Source organism: Mannheimia glucosida, assembly GCF_046267875.1.
Lineage (GTDB): Bacteria > Pseudomonadota > Gammaproteobacteria > Enterobacterales > Pasteurellaceae > Mannheimia > Mannheimia glucosida.
The window spans coordinates 365,233-381,913 of sequence record NZ_CP176502.1 but is presented as its reverse complement, the minus strand read 5'-3'; the positions used below and the strand labels follow the sequence as shown (position 1 = coordinate 381,913).

Sequence of the window (16,681 nt, the reverse complement as noted above, 5' to 3'; positions counted from 1 at the left end):
TTGAGGAGAAAAGAAATGAACTTAAAAGCAGTCGCAGTTTCTGCATTAGCAATGAGCAGCGTGGCAATGGCAGATATTGCTGACGTTAAACCAATGGTATTTGAAAGCAAGTTTGATTTCGAAACCACAGTGACCACCTTATCTAACACTTTAAAAGAAAAAGGAATGACGATTTTTGCCGAAATCGATCACCAAGCGGCTGCGAAACAAGCCGGCTTAGAAATGCAACCGGCAACCGTGCTGGTTTATGGCACGCCGAAAGCCGGCACGCCATTAATGGTGAAAGATCCGATGTTAGCATTACAATTGCCATTAAAAGTGTTAATTACCGAACCGAACAAGGGCAAGGTAGAAGTAATGTTAAATCGTGCCGATCAAGTGGTGGCTCACGCTAATACCGATTATGCCGATGTAGAAAACAACCTTGCCAAAGCGGAAAAACTGATTCAAGCGACTGTGGCAAAATAACTTCACGCTATGATCTATTCTCAGGAAGTGGAAGCGTAGATAATTTGCAAATCCCTCGAGAGAGGGATTTTTCATAGTATTGGGTGATACTTAGCTAATGAGTAGGAATCATATAATGAAACTTAACCAAGCTATTGCCGAGCGTATCGTTAAACGCACAATGCAGATTATTCCCAACTCCGTTAATGTGATGGATAACGAAGGCGTGATTATTGCCTCCGGTGATGTCGCTCGTATCGGACAACGACACACAGGAGCGGTGATTGCGTTACGCAACGATCAAGCGGTCGAAATTGATGAAAATCTTGCAAAACAGTGGTGTGATGAAGTGAAAGTGGGCATTAACTTACCGCTTCACTATTTAGGCTCAACCATTGGTGTAGTTGGGATTTCAGGGCAGCCGCAACAAGTTCGCCAATATGCTCAACTGGTGAAAATGGCGGCGGAGCTGATTATGCAACAAGCGTTTGAGTTGGAGCAGGAGCGTTGGCAACGCCGCTATCGGGAAGAGTTTGTGCGTGCTTTGCTCAAAGGTAGCCTAAACTCAGCGGAAATCCGGCAACAGGCGGTCTTTTTCGGGCAAGATTTTGCAAAACCGCTGTCGGTAATGGTGATTAAAATTCACAGCTCTACTGCGGAAAAACTCCAACGCCTGATTGATTTTTTCGACCACCATTTTCCGAGCCTACTCACCGCCGTGATTGGGTTAGATAAAATTGCCTTGCTGAACCATTTATCCAACGAAAGATCGTTAATCCGCAATACCCTAAACAAACTTAACGATTCGGATATTTCCTTCAAAACCGTAGTCGGGCTGGCTGTCGAAAATTTATCGCAAACCCATATTTCCTACCAAACCGCCTGCCATACCCTCAATTATGCCGAGCAGATCCAAAGCCGTAAGCAGATTATTCATTTTGAGGATTTCAAACTGCCGGCTCTCTTGCATCGTTTTAGTCATTCTTGGGAAGCGAAAACCTTGCTTTCGCCGTTCCAAACCTTGCTGGTTTCCGACAAAAAACAGGTGTTGCTGAAAAGTCTGCGTTACTATTTTTTCGCAAATTGTGATCTGGATCACGCTGCCAAGAAATTGTTCATTCACCCAAATACGCTACGTTATCGTTTAGAGAAGATCGAGCAGATAACCGGCTTATCTTTCAATAATATAGAGCAAAAATTTGTGTTGTATCTTGGAGCAGTTCTGTCTTAAAAATTGTAGAAATATACAAACAAGCGGTCATTTTTAACAAATTTTTTGCAAATTTCTCTAAAGATTTTTACCGATAAATACCGAATAATAGGTTGATTTTTCTACAATGAGGAGACTTATTATGTCAGGTATTGCACTTATTCTGACCTTTCTGGTCGCCATCATCATTATGATTTATATGATTGCGAAGTGGAAAGTTCACCCGTTCTTAGCCTTGATGTCGATTTCGATAGCCCTTGCATTAGTGGCAGGTTTACCGCTTGCCAAAATCCCAACCATTGTGGGAGAAGGTTTTAGTAATACCTTCAAAAGCATTGGTATCGTGATTATTTTTGGGGCGATTATCGGCACGATTTTAGAAAAAACCGGTGCAGCCCTCAAATTAGCCGATATGGTGGTAAAAGTGGTGGGGCAAAAACGCCCTGAACTGGCAATGTTGATTATGGGCTGGGTGGTTGGTATTCCGGTGTTCTGCGACAGCGGCTTTGTGGTGTTAAACCCAATTCGTGAAGCCATTCGCAAAAAAATTCTTGCCAATCCGGTGGGAATGGCAGTGGCATTAAGTGCCGGTTTATATGCCTCCCACGTCTTTATTCCGCCGACACCGGGCCCGATTGCAGCAGCCGGTGCTGTTGGTTTAAGCCATAATCTCCTGCTTGTCATCGGAATGGGCTTTGTGGTCTCCATTCCTGTGTTGATTGCCAGTTACTTCTTTGCCAAATATATCGGCAAACAAGTCAGCGTGGCGGAAGAAGCTCAAGCGGATCAAGTAATCAGCCAAAGCTATGAAGATCTGATCAAACAATACGGCAAATTACCGAGCGGTTTTTTAAGCCTTGCCCCGATTTTTATGCCGATTATCTTAATGGCTATCGGCTCGATTGCCAAAATTGCCGGCGTAAGTGGCGATTTCGGCGTATTCCTACAATTTGTCGGCAACCCGATTATTGCGTTAGCAATTGGGGTGATCTTCGCTATTTTCCTACTGGTTTCGAGCGGTAAAATGGCGGAATTTGACAGCTTAACCAATGATACCCTGAAATTAGTCGGCCCAATTCTCTTTATTACTGCTGCCGGTGGCGTGCTAGGCAATGTGATTACCCAAGCCGGCTTTGTGGATTACATCAAGCAAAACGCTCATATTATCAGCACAGCGGGAATTTTCTTCCCATTCCTGATTTCGGCGATTTTAAAAACCGCACAAGGCAGCTCAACGGTGGCAATTATCACCACCGCCTCCATTATGGGAATGTTCAACGCACCGGACTCATTAATGAATGCCTTAGGGCTAACCAGTGAAATGGCGGCAGCCTTAACCGTAATGGCGATTGCGGCTGGCTCAATGTGTGTTTCCCACGCCAATGACAGCTACTACTGGGTGGTAACAAACTTTACTAAACTGACTCCGCAACAAGGCTACCGTACGCAAACTACCCTCACTTTCATTATGGGCGTGACGGGAATGCTCACGGTTTATCTACTTTCATTGATTTTACTGTAAGGATTGACGATGAAAATTGTGATCGCACCAGATTCATTTAAAGAGAGCTTAACCGCATTAGAGGTGGCTCAAGCAATTCAACAGGGATTTGCCCGTGTTTTTCCTGAAGCGGAGTATCAGCTTGTGCCGATGGCAGACGGTGGCGAAGGCTCGGTACAGTCGCTGATTGATGCCACTCACGGCAGTTTGCAAAAAATCAGCGTAATTGCACCGCTTGTAAATGAGGTCGAAGCCTTTTTCGGCTTGTCGGGGGATCAAAAAACCGCCTTTATTGAAATGGCGGCGGCAAGTGGCTTGCATTTAGTGCCAATGGAGCAACGAAATCCGCTGGTTACCACCAGCTACGGCACGGGGCAGTTAATTAAAGCCGCCTTGGATTTAGGGGTGGAAAAAATCATTCTCGGCATTGGCGGCAGTGCGACTAACGATGGCGGGGTCGGAATGCTACAAGCCTTAGGGGCGAAATTTCTAAATGCCGAACAGCGGGAAATCGGCTTTGGTGGCGAGGCATTAAGCCAAATTCAGCAGATTGATTTAAGCGGTTTGGATTCACGCTTAAGCCAAGTGGAATTTGAGGTCGCTTGCGATGTAGATAATCCGTTGTGCGGTGAGCGAGGGGCTTCGGCAATTTTTGGGCCACAGAAAGGAGCTACACCGGAGATGGTGAAAACGCTCGACCACGCCCTATTGCATTTTGCCGAAACCGTAAAATCCCAATTAGGCATTGAGATTGCCGAGAAAGCCGGTGCCGGTGCAGCCGGTGGAATGGGAGGTGGTTTACAGCTACTGCCTAACGTAACGTTACGTTCCGGCGTGCAAATTATTCTTGAGGCAACCGATCTTGCCGAGAAACTTGCCAATGCGGATTTGGTGGTGACAGGAGAAGGGCGAATGGACGCTCAATCTATCGCCGGCAAAACCCCGATTGGAGTGGCGAAAATCGCTAAGCAATTTGGCAAGCCGGTGATTGCAATAGTTGGCTCATTGAAAGAGGATTACCCTGTGGTGTACCAACACGGCATTGATGCGGTATTTCCGATTATTCGACAAGTCAGTAATTTAGATGCAGTGTTAAAATCAGGCAAAGAGAACCTGATTTCAACCTCTGAAAATGTGGCGAGATTGTGGAGAATATCAGCTTCCCAAGAATAGAAGAAATAAAAAATGGCGTTCCGGTTGAGAGAACGCCATTTTTATTGGATTTGAGTTCCGGATTAGTTCCAGTATTTATCAATCTCCGCACGAATGGCTTCGGCAGTTTGTTTGCCTTTTTCACCAACTAAAGCACGGCCTGCAATAAAGGCTTTGGCGTTTTTGATCTCTTTGAACAGGTGAATATCTTCCGGTACGATACCGCCAGTGATAGATAATTCAATGCCTAAGTCAGAAAGCTGTTTCATTAACTCAACATCTTCCGCTGTCCAACCTTTACCCGCAAGCTCGGCATCACGCGAGCGGTGGTAAATCGCTTGGGTTACCCCTAATTCTACCCACTCTTTGGCATCTTTTTCCACCGTCCAGTTGCCGTAGATTTCAATTTGAATCTCTTTTTTCACTTTTAGCTCCGGGTGAGCAGCGTTAAATTCGTCCGCTACTTTTTTGCAGGCCGCTTTGGTTGCAGGGTGAGCCGCAGCCGAAACCGTGAGCCAGTCAGCTCCTGCCTCAAATGCCATTTTAGCTAAAATGGCACCGCCATCGGTGGTTTTTAAGTCGCACACAATAATGTGATTTGGGTGCAATGCACGCAAGGTGGAAACAGCTTTCATACCTTCAGCAAAAGCAAGAATAGTACCGCATTCAATAATTTCGACTTGGTTTTCCGCTTGTTTTGCATCAGCCACCGCTTTTTCCAGTGAAAGAGAATCAAGGGCGATTTGTAGTAATGGTTTAGACATAATGGTATTCCTCTATTTGCAAAATATTGATGTTTTTGAACCGCTTGCAGAGGTTGGGTAAAATACCCAACCAATATTAGGCTAATGCCTGATCGATCACCGCATACACGTCTTCAGCGGTTTTACAGCGACGGATTTTATCTAAGTCAACACCGGTGTCGCTATCAGGGTCGTCTAGCACTTGAGTGATTTCCACCAAACCTTGCATATGTTGATCAGAATCACTCCCGGCAAGGGTCAGCATTACATGAACCGGGTCATCTTCGCCCTCAAAATAAATCGGAGTGTCAAAAGTCACTAAAGCGAAAGAGGTCTTAATCACGCCTTCTTCCGGACGAGCGTGAGGCATTGCCAAGCCCGGTGCCAGAATAATATAAGGCCCCATCTCTTTGATTTTGCTTACAATATTATCGTAATAGCGTGGTTCAATCGTACCGGCTTTGACCAATAAATCAGTGCCGATTTTGATTGCCTCTTCCCAATTTGCCGCCGATTGATTGAGCAAAATAGAGTTATTTTCAATAAGAGATTGTTTTAAGTTCATAGTGTTTCCCTTTCGTTAATTTAAGCCGATAATCGCCCAGCGGTTATGAGATTTGCCTTCGATTTTTCCGCCTTTGACGTTGGTGATGTAGTCAATCAGCATATTTTGGATTGTGCCTTTTTCAGCCCCCATGGCGACTTTGGATTCCCAAATCACGGGGATCTGTTGTCCTTCCCAGATGCCGCCTTTTTTGGTGAGCTGACCAAAGCGGTAGGAGTTCATTCCCACTTTGTATTTGCCGTCATCGGTGATTGGGCTGCCGTTCGCCAGTTTTAGATCGACAATTTTGCTACCGCTTGGATTGCGGAGGTCGATGTTGTAGCTTACGCCGCCGAATAGGTCGAAGGTGACGTATTTAGATTTACCCCGCACTTCGTTGTAGCGGTAGTCTTTGTCACCGGCTTGAATGGTATCGAAGTAGTCCGCTGACCATTCCATATACTGTTTCAGCTGTTTGCCGCTTAGCTCATACACGCTCACATCGCCACCGGCATAGCGGTAGTTGTAGATGATGTCTTTTTTCTTGATGTCGCCTTTGTCTAAACGCACGGTTTCGTAGTCAAATGCAAAACTCACTACGTCTGCACCGCTGTAATGTTGTTGCACATCGTGGATCAGTGAGGACATTCCGGTGTCTTGTGAGAAAGCAATCGAAACACCGTGATTTTTGCCCTGTGGGATTAAATCTTGTGCAGTTTCACCGATTTTGACGTTGTTTAAGGCACGCAGTTCATCGTGATACGGTTGGTAAATTTTTTCGATTTCCGGATCGCTTGCGAGTTTCTTCACCGGTACGGTTTTGGCGGTTTTAGAAAGTAGTTTCACTTCGCCTTTGTCGTTCACATCAAAGGCAAGATCAACTTCGGAAACCACTGTGCCGTAGCGGTGCGGTTCGGTAATCAGGGTGTTTTTGATGGTTTCACTCGGCACATCTTTGTGCATATGGCCGGCGATAATCACATCTATACCGTCCACTGCATTTACTAAATCCGCCACGCCGGTGTCGGGAATGTTGTTTTCGTTCTCAATCCCCATATGTGCCAGCACGATAATGGCATCTACACCTTTGGCTTTGAGGTCGGCGATTTGGGTTTTCGCCTCTTCAATCGGAGAGGTGAACTTCATTGCGTCTAAATGACCGGTATCTTTCTCAAAAATCGCCGACATTGGGGTGGTTAAGCCGATAATCCCAAGTTTTACGCCTTCACGCTCAATGATGGTGGTTGGCTCAACGTAGCGTTTGCCATCTTTGTGGTAGAAGTTGGCGGTGAGGACTTTGGCGTTGATGTCTTTTAAAATTGCATCTAAATTCGGCATTCCGAAGTTAAATTCGTGGTTACCGAGAATGAAGATGTCGTAATTCATTGCATTCAGTACTTTCGGTACTGGGTTGTTTTTCGCTTTGTCTAAGGTTTTAGCGAACTCTTCGACTTGGTTGTCTTGAATGGCATCGCCAATATCAAACAGCAACACGTTTTTGTGGTTGGCTCGCACCTCTTTAACATAGGTTGCGATTTGGGCGAACGAGCCGGATTTGTCTTCCACGTCTGCCCCATAGCTCCACGGTACAATCCGCCCGTGAACGTCTGAGGTACCAAGCAGTTTAATGTTTACCTCTTTGGCAACGGCAACGCTAACCGCAGAGAGCATAAACAGGGTGGATAAGATTTTTTTCATTGGATAATTCCTCGTTTGATGAAGTGAGTTTTTACAATCTTTAGCATAGATAGGGGTGATTATTCACCCCTAAACTTACTTATTTTGCATTATGCTGATTGATTAGCTCAACTAATTCATCACCAAATGAGTTTGGATTTAGCATATTTTGTACACCTAATACCGCTTTGCCTTCCGGTACTTCGATTTCGTTGGCTAAATGTTTGCTGGAGACAATAATATCAACCTCGCTTAATTTGCCTTTGTAATCAGTTACCGCACAGGAATCCATAATATTCGGAATACCACGTTTGTCGAGATAGCCTTTGATCTTCATTTTCATCATCATTGATGAGCCTTGACCTGAGCCACACACCGCTAGAATGCGGATTGGGTTTGCAGAATTTTCGGCATTTTCGACCGCTTGTTGTACTACTGCCTCCGCTTTTGGTTCTGCTTTTACTTCATCTAAGCCGTAGCCGTCTAATTGTTCAAGTGTAATGCCACGAGCTGCCGCTTCTGCTTCTTCGGCACGAAGTTGTTTAGATGCGAAGAACATATAAACCATTGCTGCTGCCACAATTACAAAGAAGAAGCCCGGAATGCTGATAATACCTTGTAGGATTGGTGGGAAGAACAATGCCCAGTCAGCCATACCCATCCAACCGTTAAAGGTTGTGCCTTGTGAAGCAAGCATTTGAATAACCCAAGCTGAGCCAAGCACTTCAATAATACCCATCACAAAACAGATTTTCATTACTGCTTTCCAACCACCAAATTGGTTTGCAAAAACACCAATGGTTGCGTTAGAGAAGAACATCGGGATAAAGCCCGGAATAATAAGCACTGGTGAGCCTACTGCAAGCAAGCCGCCTACTGCCACAAATTGACCGATAGCCCCCCACATAAAGCCGAATACCATCGCATTTGGCGAGAAAGCGTAGATAGCGGCACAGTCAATCGCTAATACTGAGTTTGGAATTAAGCGTTCAGCAATACCTTTGAAGGCTTCTGAAAGCTCAGCTACAAACATACGTACGCCGGTTACGATGATTTGAATTGCCACCGCAAATTTCAAGCCCATTTCTAAAATGTACATAAACCAGTTGGTTTTGCCGGCAAGTTCTTTGAGGTTATCTAAACCGAATGAAAGTAAGATGATTCCAAAGAAGATGGTCATTACTAATGCGGTTGCAGAAATACTGTCGTGGAAAATATTGAGCCAGTTAGGCAATTTCATTTTATCTACAGTATCGTCTTTATCGCCAAGTTTTGGTGCGAGTTTGACTGCAATCCAAGAAGCAATTTGTTGTTGGTGACCAATTGAGAAGCCTGCACCGCCTGTTACCGCTTGGGTTGGTTTATACATAATGTTAGACGAAATACCCCAATAAAGAGCCATCAATACTGAGGTGTAGATAATGGTCTCCCACATTGACGCTCCGATGATCATATAGAACACCGCTACCAAGCCTGCTTGTTGGAACATAATGTGACCGGTGAGCATAATGGTGCGGATACCGGTTAAACGGCGGAATACCACTAATAGAATATTGAGGAACAACGCTCCGATTACGGCATAACCGACCCAAGCGTAGTTCTCGCCCATTGTTTGAATGGTCGATTGCATACTGGTGTAAGGGTCAATTACTGCACCGGTAAGTTGGTGATATTTAGCTAAGCCATCAATAACCGGCTTAAAGTTGGTTACTAAGAAACCTGAACCGGCTTGTACAATCATAAAACCGACAATTGTTTTAATTGTTCCTTTAATAATCGTAGAAGTGTCTTTTTTAAGAAGAATGTAACCTAAGCAAGCTACGATACCTAGTAAGAAGGGTGCTTTATTCAGCACTTGATCCTTTAAGAAAAGGAGAATTTCGGTTAAAAAGTCCATAGGGGGCCTCTTTGTTGAGAGATTAATAGAACTAAAAAACTTCAGAGAAGTTGTCGGAATTAATGATAAACGCTAGAAAAAGATTAAAAAAGATTATTTTTAATTATTTGTGAGCGAGATCACATTTTATTTTTATAATCTCGTCATGGGGGCAGAAAAATATATTTATTCGTGATTATTAAAGATTATTCTTTAAATTAGCTCATATATGCTAAATAAATGGTATTTTAATCAATTTATTAAAATAAATTTTTACCAGTGAAGCATAAAAAATTAGACATAGATCACATTTTTGAATAAAAAAGATGTACAAATTTTTGTGATTGTTTATGATTGGTTTTGATTATATTGTTCTTATTTTAGCGTAAATCAGGAGACTATTATGAGCAAAATTCAAGAAATCACTCGTGAAAGCTGGATCCTTTCAACTTTCCCTGAATGGGGTACTTGGTTGAATGAAGAAATTGAAGAAGAAGTTGTACCGGAAGGCAATTTTGCAATGTGGTGGCTAGGCTGTGTCGGTGTGTGGATTAAAACCCCAGCTGGTGCGAATATCTGTATGGATTTATGGTGCGGTCGTGGTAAATCCACCAAGAAAGTAAAAGATATGGTGCGTGGTCATCAAATGGCAAATATGGCAGGGGTGCGTAAGCTCCAGCCTAATTTGCGGGCTCAACCGATGGTGTTAGATCCGTTTGCGATTAACGAAGTGGACTTCATTCTCGCTTCTCACTATCACTCAGACCATATTGATGTAAACGTGGCAGCGGCTATTTGCAATAACCCGAAATTAGACCACGTTAAATTTGTCGGCCCGTGGCACTGTGCAGAATTATGGAAAAAATGGGGCGTGCCGGAAGAGCGTATCATTGTGGTAAAACCGGGCGATGTAGTGAAATTAAAAGATGTAGAAATTCACGCCCTAGATTCATTTGACCGTACTTGTTTAGTGACCTTACCGGTAGAAGGTGCAGAAGAACGTGGCGGAGAACTTGCAGGCTTATGCCCATCAGATGAAGAAATGGGACGCAAAGCGGTGAACTATGTGTTCAAAACCCCGGGCGGTACGATTTATCACGGTGCGGATTCTCACTACTCAATCCAATTCGCTAAACACGGTAAGCAATTTGATATTGACGTAGCACTGAATAACTATGGCGAAAACCCGGTTGGTATTGCGGATAAAATGACTTCAGTTGATTTATTACGTATGGCGGAATGCTTACGCTGTAAAGTGATTATTCCAGTTCACCATGATATTTGGACAAACTTTATGGCAAGTACGCAAGAAATTATTGATTTATGGCGTATGCGTAAAGATCGCTTACAATACCAATTCCACCCATTTATTTGGGAAGTGGGCGGCAAATATGTTTACCCACGTGATAAAGACTTAATTGAATATCATCACCCTCGCGGCTTTGATGACTGCTTCGAGCAAGAGCCAAATATTCAATTTAAATCCATGCTATAGGTGAGCAGTCGCCACTCTCACTGGAGAGTGGCGTTTTAGCAAGTTCATTATGGAGCAGTAGTGATTAGTAATGGGATAAAGTAGTGAACGAAAGTTATAGACACAAAGAGTTATTAGCCCTGTTGGAAGAGCGGAAAGCACTTTCAACAGCAGATATTATGCAGCTGTTAAATATTTCTCCGGCAACAGCAAGACGTGATATCAGTAAATTAGATGGTCAAGGTAAATTAAAAAAGGTTAGAAACGGAGCAGAAGCAATTCTGGCTCCTACAGTTTTTACAGCATACAAAATAACTAACAATGCGCAGGAGAAACGTAGAATAGCGGAAGCTGCCGGTCGTTTATGTAAAGATGGGGAAAGTCTTATTCTGACGTGTGGTTCCACAATGGAAATGCTCGGTGAAGTATTATGTGGTAGAAAATTGCAAATTATTACCAATTATCTACCGCTTGCAAACCAGTTGATTGCAGGTTGCCACGATGATGTAGTGATTATGGGCGGGCAATATAATAAACATAAGAAAGTGATGCTCTCGCTCAACATACAAAATGAGATGACTTATGCTGCTACCACCATGTTTACCAGTGGCAAAGGCTTAACCTCCGAAGGATTATTTAAAACCGATATGATTATTGCCAATGCCGAGCAACAAATGGCCAAGCACGCAGAACGTTATGTGGTGTTATTGGATAGCACCAAGCTCGGCAAAAAAGTCGGTATGCTGTTTAAAGAGTTCGATAAAATTGATTTATTGATTACCGGCAAAGAGGCGGATCCGACTATTATCCAAGCATTAAGAAACAAAGGCCTGGATATTATCTTGGCTTAGCCTGTGCAAGCGGTCAAATTTAATCAAAATTTTACTTATGATGTTCAAGGGAAAACTATGAGAAAACATAAACTTGGTATTTACGAAAAAGCCTTGCCGAAAAACATTTCGTGGCAAGACCGCCTTTCTATCGCCAAAGTCTGCGGTTTTGACTTTGTGGAAATGTCGATTGACGAAACGGATGAACGCTTAGCCCGCCTTGATTGGAGCAAAAAAGAACGTACCAAGCTGGTGAAAACCATCATCAACACCGGCGTGACCATTCCGTCAATGTGCTTGTCCGGTCATCGCCGTTTCCCGTTTGGTTCCCGTGATGAAGCCACCCGCCAAAAAGCCTATGAAATTATGGAAAAAGCGATTCAACTGGCGGTCGATCTCGGCATTCGCACCATTCAGCTTGCCGGTTATGACGTCTATTACGAAGAGCAGGACGAAGGCACAATCCAACGCTTCCAACAAGGCTTAGAATGGGCGGTGGAGCTGGCAGCAAGCAACCAAGTCACCATTGCGGTGGAAATTATGGATACCCAATTTATGAGTTCGATTTCCCGCTGGAAAAAATGGGACGAGATCATCAAATCACCGTGGTTTACCGTGTATCCGGATTTAGGCAACCTCTCAGCGTGGAACGACAATGTGGCGGAAGAGCTGAAACTCGGCATCGACAAAATCTCTGCCATTCACTTAAAAGACACTTACAAAGTGACTGAAACCTGCAAAGGGCAGTTCCGTGACGTGCCATTTGGTGATGGTTGCGTCGATTTCGCCGCTTGTTTTAAAACCCTTGCCGAACTGAATTACCGTGGCGCATTCTTAATTGAAATGTGGACGGAAAAAGCCGAAGAGCCGATTACTGAAATCATCAACGCCCGCCGTTGGATCGAACAAAAAATGCAAGAAGGAGGATTTACCCTATGACGCAATTAACTGAATTAACCCCTGCATTACAAGCCTTAAGAGAGCGTGTGTTAAAAGCCAATTTAGAATTACCGAAGTATGGCTTGGTAACTTTCACTTGGGGTAACGTAAGTGAAATCGACCGTGAGACCGGTTTGGTCGCCATCAAACCTTCCGGCGTAGAATACGATGCGATGACGGTGGAAGACATTGTATTGGTTGATTTACAAGGTAATCGAGTTTACGGAGATAAAAAACCTTCTTCCGATACCGATACCCACCTTGAATTGTATCGTCAATTTGCAGATATTGGCGGCGTGGTGCATACCCACTCTCGCAATGCTGTGGGTTGGGCGCAAGCCGGATGTGATTTATTGGCACTTGGTACGACTCAAGGCGACTATTTCTACGGTGCGATTCCTTGCACTCGCAAAATGACCGCAGAGGAAATTGCCGGCAGTTATGAGCTGGAAACCGGAAAGGTGATTGTCGAAACTTTCCGAACTCGAGGCATTGAGCCTAAAGCAGTTCCAGGTGTGTTGGTACATTCACACGGTCCATTTACTTGGGGAAAAGATGGACACGATGCGGTGCATAATTCTGTAGTATTAGAAGAGGTGGCTTATATGAATTTTATTAGCCATCAAATTCGTCCACAAATTGGCCCAATGCAACAGGAATTATTAGATAAGCACTATCTGCGTAAGCATGGCGCAAATGCGTATTATGGGCAATAGTTAACCTTAAAAATCATTTTCCAAATTATCAACAGCTTTTGAGGGGCTTTTTATATTAGGATAGCCCCTCAGTCTATCTAAGTTTATAGATAAATTCACAAATAATTACCATTTTCCTTTTCTTGATTTTAATTTTGATTTTTGTTCTAATCTCTGCCTCTTGTTTTTACAAGTCTATTAAGGATCCGTAGTAGATTTGAAATAAACAAGAGTATCTTTGTATTTATTAGAAGGAAACCAAAAGGTGAAAAACAGAAATTATTTTGTTGCAATAGCAACAATATTAGCCTTATCGCCAGAGGTTAACGCAACTGAACTTTCAGATCAGCTTGCAAGTAGAACAAGATATTATCCTTCCGCCACGGATAGTTATTATAGTTACTATAAATATGCACCGATTTATTCGGGCTACTATACATCGAATAGCCGTAATGGTTATTCGTCGTGGTATTATCCAGGTAGCAATGCAGGTGTAACAACCAGAACTGTTTCGACAACAGTTAATGGCATTACAGTTACAAAAGTTTATACAACGCATAATGGGAGAACAACCGTTCGTACCACTTATGCTCCTGCTGTGAACAAACCAATTGTAAATAAACCGACACCGATTGCCAATAAACCCGTTGTAGATACGCCAACTCAACCGGTTATTGATGCCAACCCAATTATGGATCCGCCAGTCCAACCAATAGTTGATAATAGACCCATCACTGATACACAGCCTAATCCAATTACAGATAACAAACCTGTCATTGAATCGCCAATTTATGACACCCGTCCAGTTATCATTAGGCCTACAACACCGGTAAATCTTCATCCTGAACCTGTAGCCGTTGGTGTACCCAATGTAGGTATTCGATGGAATGACCGCTCTCGTGGTTACAACATTGATGATCCTAATAACAAACAAAATGTTAAGTTAACAGGTGAGGGCGTTAAGGTCGGTATTTTAGATAGTGGTTTTAAAAACTATTTAATGCAGGACGATATACTCAAAAAATTTGGTAATCGCGCTGTTATTATTGAAACAGGCCGCACTGCCCCGGCTTCTGCGACACATGGTATTGAGGTCGCAGAAATGGTTGGGGGAGGGAACTCTCGCAATGGAGTAGCGTCTAAGTCAACGTTATTACTTGCGGATATTACCAAAACAACAAATGCGGGTACAGGATTATCCGCAACAGCTCCAATTTATTATGACTTATGGAATAGGGGAGCCCGTATTTTTAACCAATCATACGGTATTCCAAAGCCTCTTACTTATTTTAATAACAATAGAAATTCTAGCTATTACTATTTACACCAATTTGATGGTAATGTGTTGCAATTCTATAAGGATAAAGTAAAAGAGGGGGGCTTATTTGTCTGGGCTGCGGGGAATAACCGTGGTGATCTTGATCCATCACTCCAAGCTGGTTTACCTCATTATGAAGCTGACTTGGAAAAAGGTTGGATTTCTGTTGTTGCGGTAGCAACCAGAACTAATCAGGGATTGGGTAACTTTGAATGGAGCAATTTATTGCCATATTCTCAAGCCGGTGTGGCAAAAAATTGGACCGTTACCGCAATGGGTGACTACATCTTTAATTTAGGAGGTAGAAACATTATTGCTAGTGGTTCATCCTTTGCAGCTCCAGCCGTTACGGGTACAGCAGCTCTCGTGAAACAAAAATATCCTTGGATGGATGGTAACCTTATCAAACAATCTATTCTCTCGACGGCAACCGATATCGGCGCTCCTGGAGTTGATGATGTATATGGATGGGGTTTACTTAATATTGAAAAAGCCACTAATGGCCCTGCGCGTTTTGATAAACGACTCGCTTTAGCCGATAACGTGACTGTAAATATTCCAAATGGAAGCTATGAGTTTTCCAATAATATTAACGGTGATGCAGGCTTGGTGAAAAATGGCCAAGGCGAATTAATTTTATCGGGTGCTAGTACTTTTGAAGGGGATACAACACTCAATGAAGGTGCTGTCACTATTAACGGTAAAAAATATGTGTCTAAAGTAAACGTATCTCCAAGTGGTACATTGGTTGTCAATAATACCACGTTAGAAAATGGCGTAAATAACGAGGGTACAGTTGTCAACCAGGGTTATTCTACGATTAAGAGAGCTTACGTTGCTTCAGCACAAAGTACGCTAGTGTCAGATTTAGGTTCAAACTTAAATGTAAAAGGAGAAGTTGACTTAAACGGCTCTACTTTATCACTAGCTGCGGTAAAAGAGGGTAAAGCTCAGTATGTGACCCAAAAAGGTTTATCAATGAGTGCTATTACTTCTGATTCCGCAATTAAGGGTAACTTTGCTGCAATAGAAACCTCAGGGTTATTAACTGCGACGGCGGAAAAAACCAATGAGAATGAAGTAAAAGCAACAGTTAGCCGGAAAAATGTAGCAGACTATGTAAACGAAAACACCTCTGGTGATGCAATGTGGAAAAATGTCGCGACTGCTTTAGAGAGCTCATTTTCGGCATTGGATAACCAAATTGAAGGAAATAATGGTTCTACAAATGCTACAAATGATGAATTCGCACAACAAGCGGCTACTTTACAAAACAGTATTGCAAACATCAATACGCAAAGTGTGGTTTTAGATAGCTTATCTGGTCAAATTTATGCGTCTGCGCAAGCGCTTACTTTTGAAAATTCAGAAACAGTGAATAAAGATCTCTCTAACCGTCTTGTAATGTTAGGAACGCTGGATAATGTAGGTGAGACTGCTGGTGTGTGGGTAACGGGTATTTATGGGAATGGTACTCTAAAAGAAATAGGGTTTGGTGAAGGTAAAACCAATACCTATGCTGGCCAAATAGGTTTTGATAAGCCAGTTACAGACCATGTGATTTTAGGTGCGGCACTTAATTATTCTAAAGCAAAAGTGAACTTCGATCGTTATGGCGGTAGTTCAAAAGCAGATGGAATAGGTGCATCATTATATGCCCGTATAGGCAATAAGCATAAAACACCTTGGTATTTACAAGGTCGAGCCGGTTATGGCAGTGTTGATTCAGATGTAGAGCGTCATATTATTTTGGCGGATAATAACGCAAGTACAGCAAAAATCAACCACCGAGACAGAGTGTTTTCTGCTTATGTCGAATCAGGCTATGACTTCAAGCAAGGTCGCTTTGCGTTAACTCCATTTGTCGGTTTTAGTCATGATGTTGTCAGACGTGGCGCATTCAGTGAACAAAACAGTCAATTTGGTCTCACCGCGGACAAAGCAACCTATAAACAAACAAGCGGATTGATTGGTTTACGAACATCTTTAGAGGTGAATTTAGCTGGGATGAAAACGACTTTCCAAGGCTATGTAAATCATCAAAAAGCGTTTAATCGAGAAGATCTTAGCTTTAAAGCAAGTTATACAGGTTTACAAGATGCAAAATTCGACGTAAAAGGTATTGGGCTTGCAAAACATAAAACGTGGGTAGGGATTGGTGCATTGGCGGAAGTAAATAAAAATACTTCCTTATATGTGAATTACGACCTTAAACTCGCAAAAAATAGTGGTCACAACAACGTTGTGACTGCTGGGATTAGAATTAATTTCTAAC

At 43.0% G+C, this 16,681-nt stretch carries 13 protein-coding genes; 9 read left to right on the top strand and 4 right to left on the bottom strand.

Features of this window, described 5'->3' with window-relative positions; all coding sequences use genetic code 11:
* Positions 1-15 precede the first annotated feature (15 nt).
* The 4 genes from ACJ7Z2_RS01915 to ACJ7Z2_RS01900 all read left to right on the top strand — a co-directional run bounded on the left by ACJ7Z2_RS01915 (position 16) and on the right by ACJ7Z2_RS01900 (position 4,331).
* Positions 16-468 carry a DUF302 domain-containing protein gene (locus ACJ7Z2_RS01915; RefSeq protein ID WP_126301322.1) on the top strand — a complete coding sequence of 151 codons (453 nt, stop codon included), beginning with the start codon at positions 16-18 and terminating at the stop codon, positions 466-468.
* Between the two features lie 115 nt (positions 469-583).
* Positions 584-1,678, top strand: coding sequence for a CdaR family transcriptional regulator (locus tag ACJ7Z2_RS01910; protein ID WP_409500626.1), 1,095 nt, complete (start codon positions 584-586; stop codon positions 1,676-1,678).
* A 121-nt stretch (positions 1,679-1,799) separates the two neighbouring features.
* Entirely contained in the window at positions 1,800-3,179 is a 1,380-nt protein-coding gene (locus ACJ7Z2_RS01905; RefSeq protein ID WP_409500625.1) for a GntP family permease, read from the top strand.
* 9 nt (positions 3,180-3,188) lie between these two features.
* Positions 3,189-4,331 carry a glycerate kinase gene (locus tag ACJ7Z2_RS01900; protein ID WP_409500624.1) on the top strand — a complete coding sequence of 381 codons (1,143 nt, stop codon included), beginning with the start codon at positions 3,189-3,191 and terminating at the stop codon, positions 4,329-4,331.
* Between the two features lie 62 nt (positions 4,332-4,393).
* Here the strand turns inward: ACJ7Z2_RS01900 and ACJ7Z2_RS01895 are convergent, their stop codons facing one another.
* From ACJ7Z2_RS01895 to ACJ7Z2_RS01880, 4 genes are all read right to left on the bottom strand, one after another.
* Positions 4,394-5,074 carry a 3-keto-L-gulonate-6-phosphate decarboxylase UlaD gene (locus ACJ7Z2_RS01895; RefSeq protein ID WP_409500623.1) on the bottom strand — a complete coding sequence of 227 codons (681 nt, stop codon included), beginning with the start codon at positions 5,072-5,074 and terminating at the stop codon, positions 4,394-4,396.
* A 76-nt stretch (positions 5,075-5,150) separates the two neighbouring features.
* Complete coding sequence (locus ACJ7Z2_RS01890) at positions 5,151-5,618, bottom strand: PTS sugar transporter subunit IIA (RefSeq protein ID WP_409500622.1); 468 nt, start codon at positions 5,616-5,618, stop codon at positions 5,151-5,153.
* Positions 5,619-5,633: 15 nt separating this feature from the next.
* Positions 5,634-7,295 carry a bifunctional metallophosphatase/5'-nucleotidase gene (locus ACJ7Z2_RS01885; protein ID WP_409500621.1) on the bottom strand — a complete coding sequence of 554 codons (1,662 nt, stop codon included), beginning with the start codon at positions 7,293-7,295 and terminating at the stop codon, positions 5,634-5,636.
* A gap of 79 nt (positions 7,296-7,374) precedes the next feature.
* On the bottom strand, positions 7,375-9,171 hold the full coding sequence (locus tag ACJ7Z2_RS01880; protein ID WP_040080535.1) for a PTS ascorbate-specific subunit IIBC: 1,797 nt from the start codon (positions 9,169-9,171) through the stop codon (positions 7,375-7,377).
* A 382-nt stretch (positions 9,172-9,553) separates the two neighbouring features.
* Here ACJ7Z2_RS01880 and ulaG point away from each other — a divergent pair, with 382 nt between their 5' ends.
* The 5 genes from ulaG to ACJ7Z2_RS01855 all read left to right on the top strand — a co-directional run bounded on the left by ulaG (position 9,554) and on the right by ACJ7Z2_RS01855 (position 16,680).
* A complete protein-coding gene (gene ulaG, locus ACJ7Z2_RS01875) occupies positions 9,554-10,645 on the top strand; it encodes an L-ascorbate 6-phosphate lactonase (protein ID WP_006253601.1) in 1,092 nt (363 codons plus the stop codon).
* 83 nt (positions 10,646-10,728) lie between these two features.
* Positions 10,729-11,475: an HTH-type transcriptional regulator UlaR gene (ulaR, locus tag ACJ7Z2_RS01870; RefSeq protein WP_409500620.1), complete on the top strand. Its 747-nt coding sequence runs from the start codon at positions 10,729-10,731 to the stop codon at positions 11,473-11,475.
* Between the two features lie 57 nt (positions 11,476-11,532).
* On the top strand, positions 11,533-12,393 hold the full coding sequence (locus tag ACJ7Z2_RS01865; protein ID WP_409500619.1) for an L-ribulose-5-phosphate 3-epimerase: 861 nt from the start codon (positions 11,533-11,535) through the stop codon (positions 12,391-12,393).
* Complete coding sequence (locus ACJ7Z2_RS01860; RefSeq protein ID WP_409500618.1) at positions 12,390-13,109, top strand: L-ribulose-5-phosphate 4-epimerase; 720 nt, start codon at positions 12,390-12,392, stop codon at positions 13,107-13,109. The genes ACJ7Z2_RS01865 and ACJ7Z2_RS01860 overlap by 4 nt, the downstream gene beginning before the upstream one ends.
* A gap of 244 nt (positions 13,110-13,353) precedes the next feature.
* Positions 13,354-16,680: an autotransporter domain-containing protein gene (locus ACJ7Z2_RS01855; protein ID WP_409500617.1), complete on the top strand. Its 3,327-nt coding sequence runs from the start codon at positions 13,354-13,356 to the stop codon at positions 16,678-16,680.
* Position 16,681 lies beyond the last annotated feature (1 nt).

What these genes read in the sequence shown, in the direction of transcription:
- ACJ7Z2_RS01915 (WP_126301322.1), top strand. Translation starts at nt 16, where the DNA reads ATGAACTTAAAAGCAGTCGCAGTTTCTGCATTAGCAATGAGCAGCGTG.
- ACJ7Z2_RS01910 (WP_409500626.1), top strand. Translation starts at nt 584, where the DNA reads ATGAAACTTAACCAAGCTATTGCCGAGCGTATCGTTAAACGCACAATG.
- ACJ7Z2_RS01905 (WP_409500625.1), top strand. Translation starts at nt 1,800, where the DNA reads ATGTCAGGTATTGCACTTATTCTGACCTTTCTGGTCGCCATCATCATT.
- ACJ7Z2_RS01900 (WP_409500624.1), top strand. Translation starts at nt 3,189, where the DNA reads ATGAAAATTGTGATCGCACCAGATTCATTTAAAGAGAGCTTAACCGCA.
- ACJ7Z2_RS01895 (WP_409500623.1), bottom strand. Translation starts at nt 5,074, where the DNA reads ATGTCTAAACCATTACTACAAATCGCCCTTGATTCTCTTTCACTGGAA.
- ACJ7Z2_RS01890 (WP_409500622.1), bottom strand. Translation starts at nt 5,618, where the DNA reads ATGAACTTAAAACAATCTCTTATTGAAAATAACTCTATTTTGCTCAAT.
- ACJ7Z2_RS01885 (WP_409500621.1), bottom strand. Translation starts at nt 7,295, where the DNA reads ATGAAAAAAATCTTATCCACCCTGTTTATGCTCTCTGCGGTTAGCGTT.
- ACJ7Z2_RS01880 (WP_040080535.1), bottom strand. Translation starts at nt 9,171, where the DNA reads ATGGACTTTTTAACCGAAATTCTCCTTTTCTTAAAGGATCAAGTGCTG.
- ulaG (WP_006253601.1), top strand. Translation starts at nt 9,554, where the DNA reads ATGAGCAAAATTCAAGAAATCACTCGTGAAAGCTGGATCCTTTCAACT.
- ACJ7Z2_RS01865 (WP_409500619.1), top strand. Translation starts at nt 11,533, where the DNA reads ATGAGAAAACATAAACTTGGTATTTACGAAAAAGCCTTGCCGAAAAAC.
- ACJ7Z2_RS01860 (WP_409500618.1), top strand. Translation starts at nt 12,390, where the DNA reads ATGACGCAATTAACTGAATTAACCCCTGCATTACAAGCCTTAAGAGAG.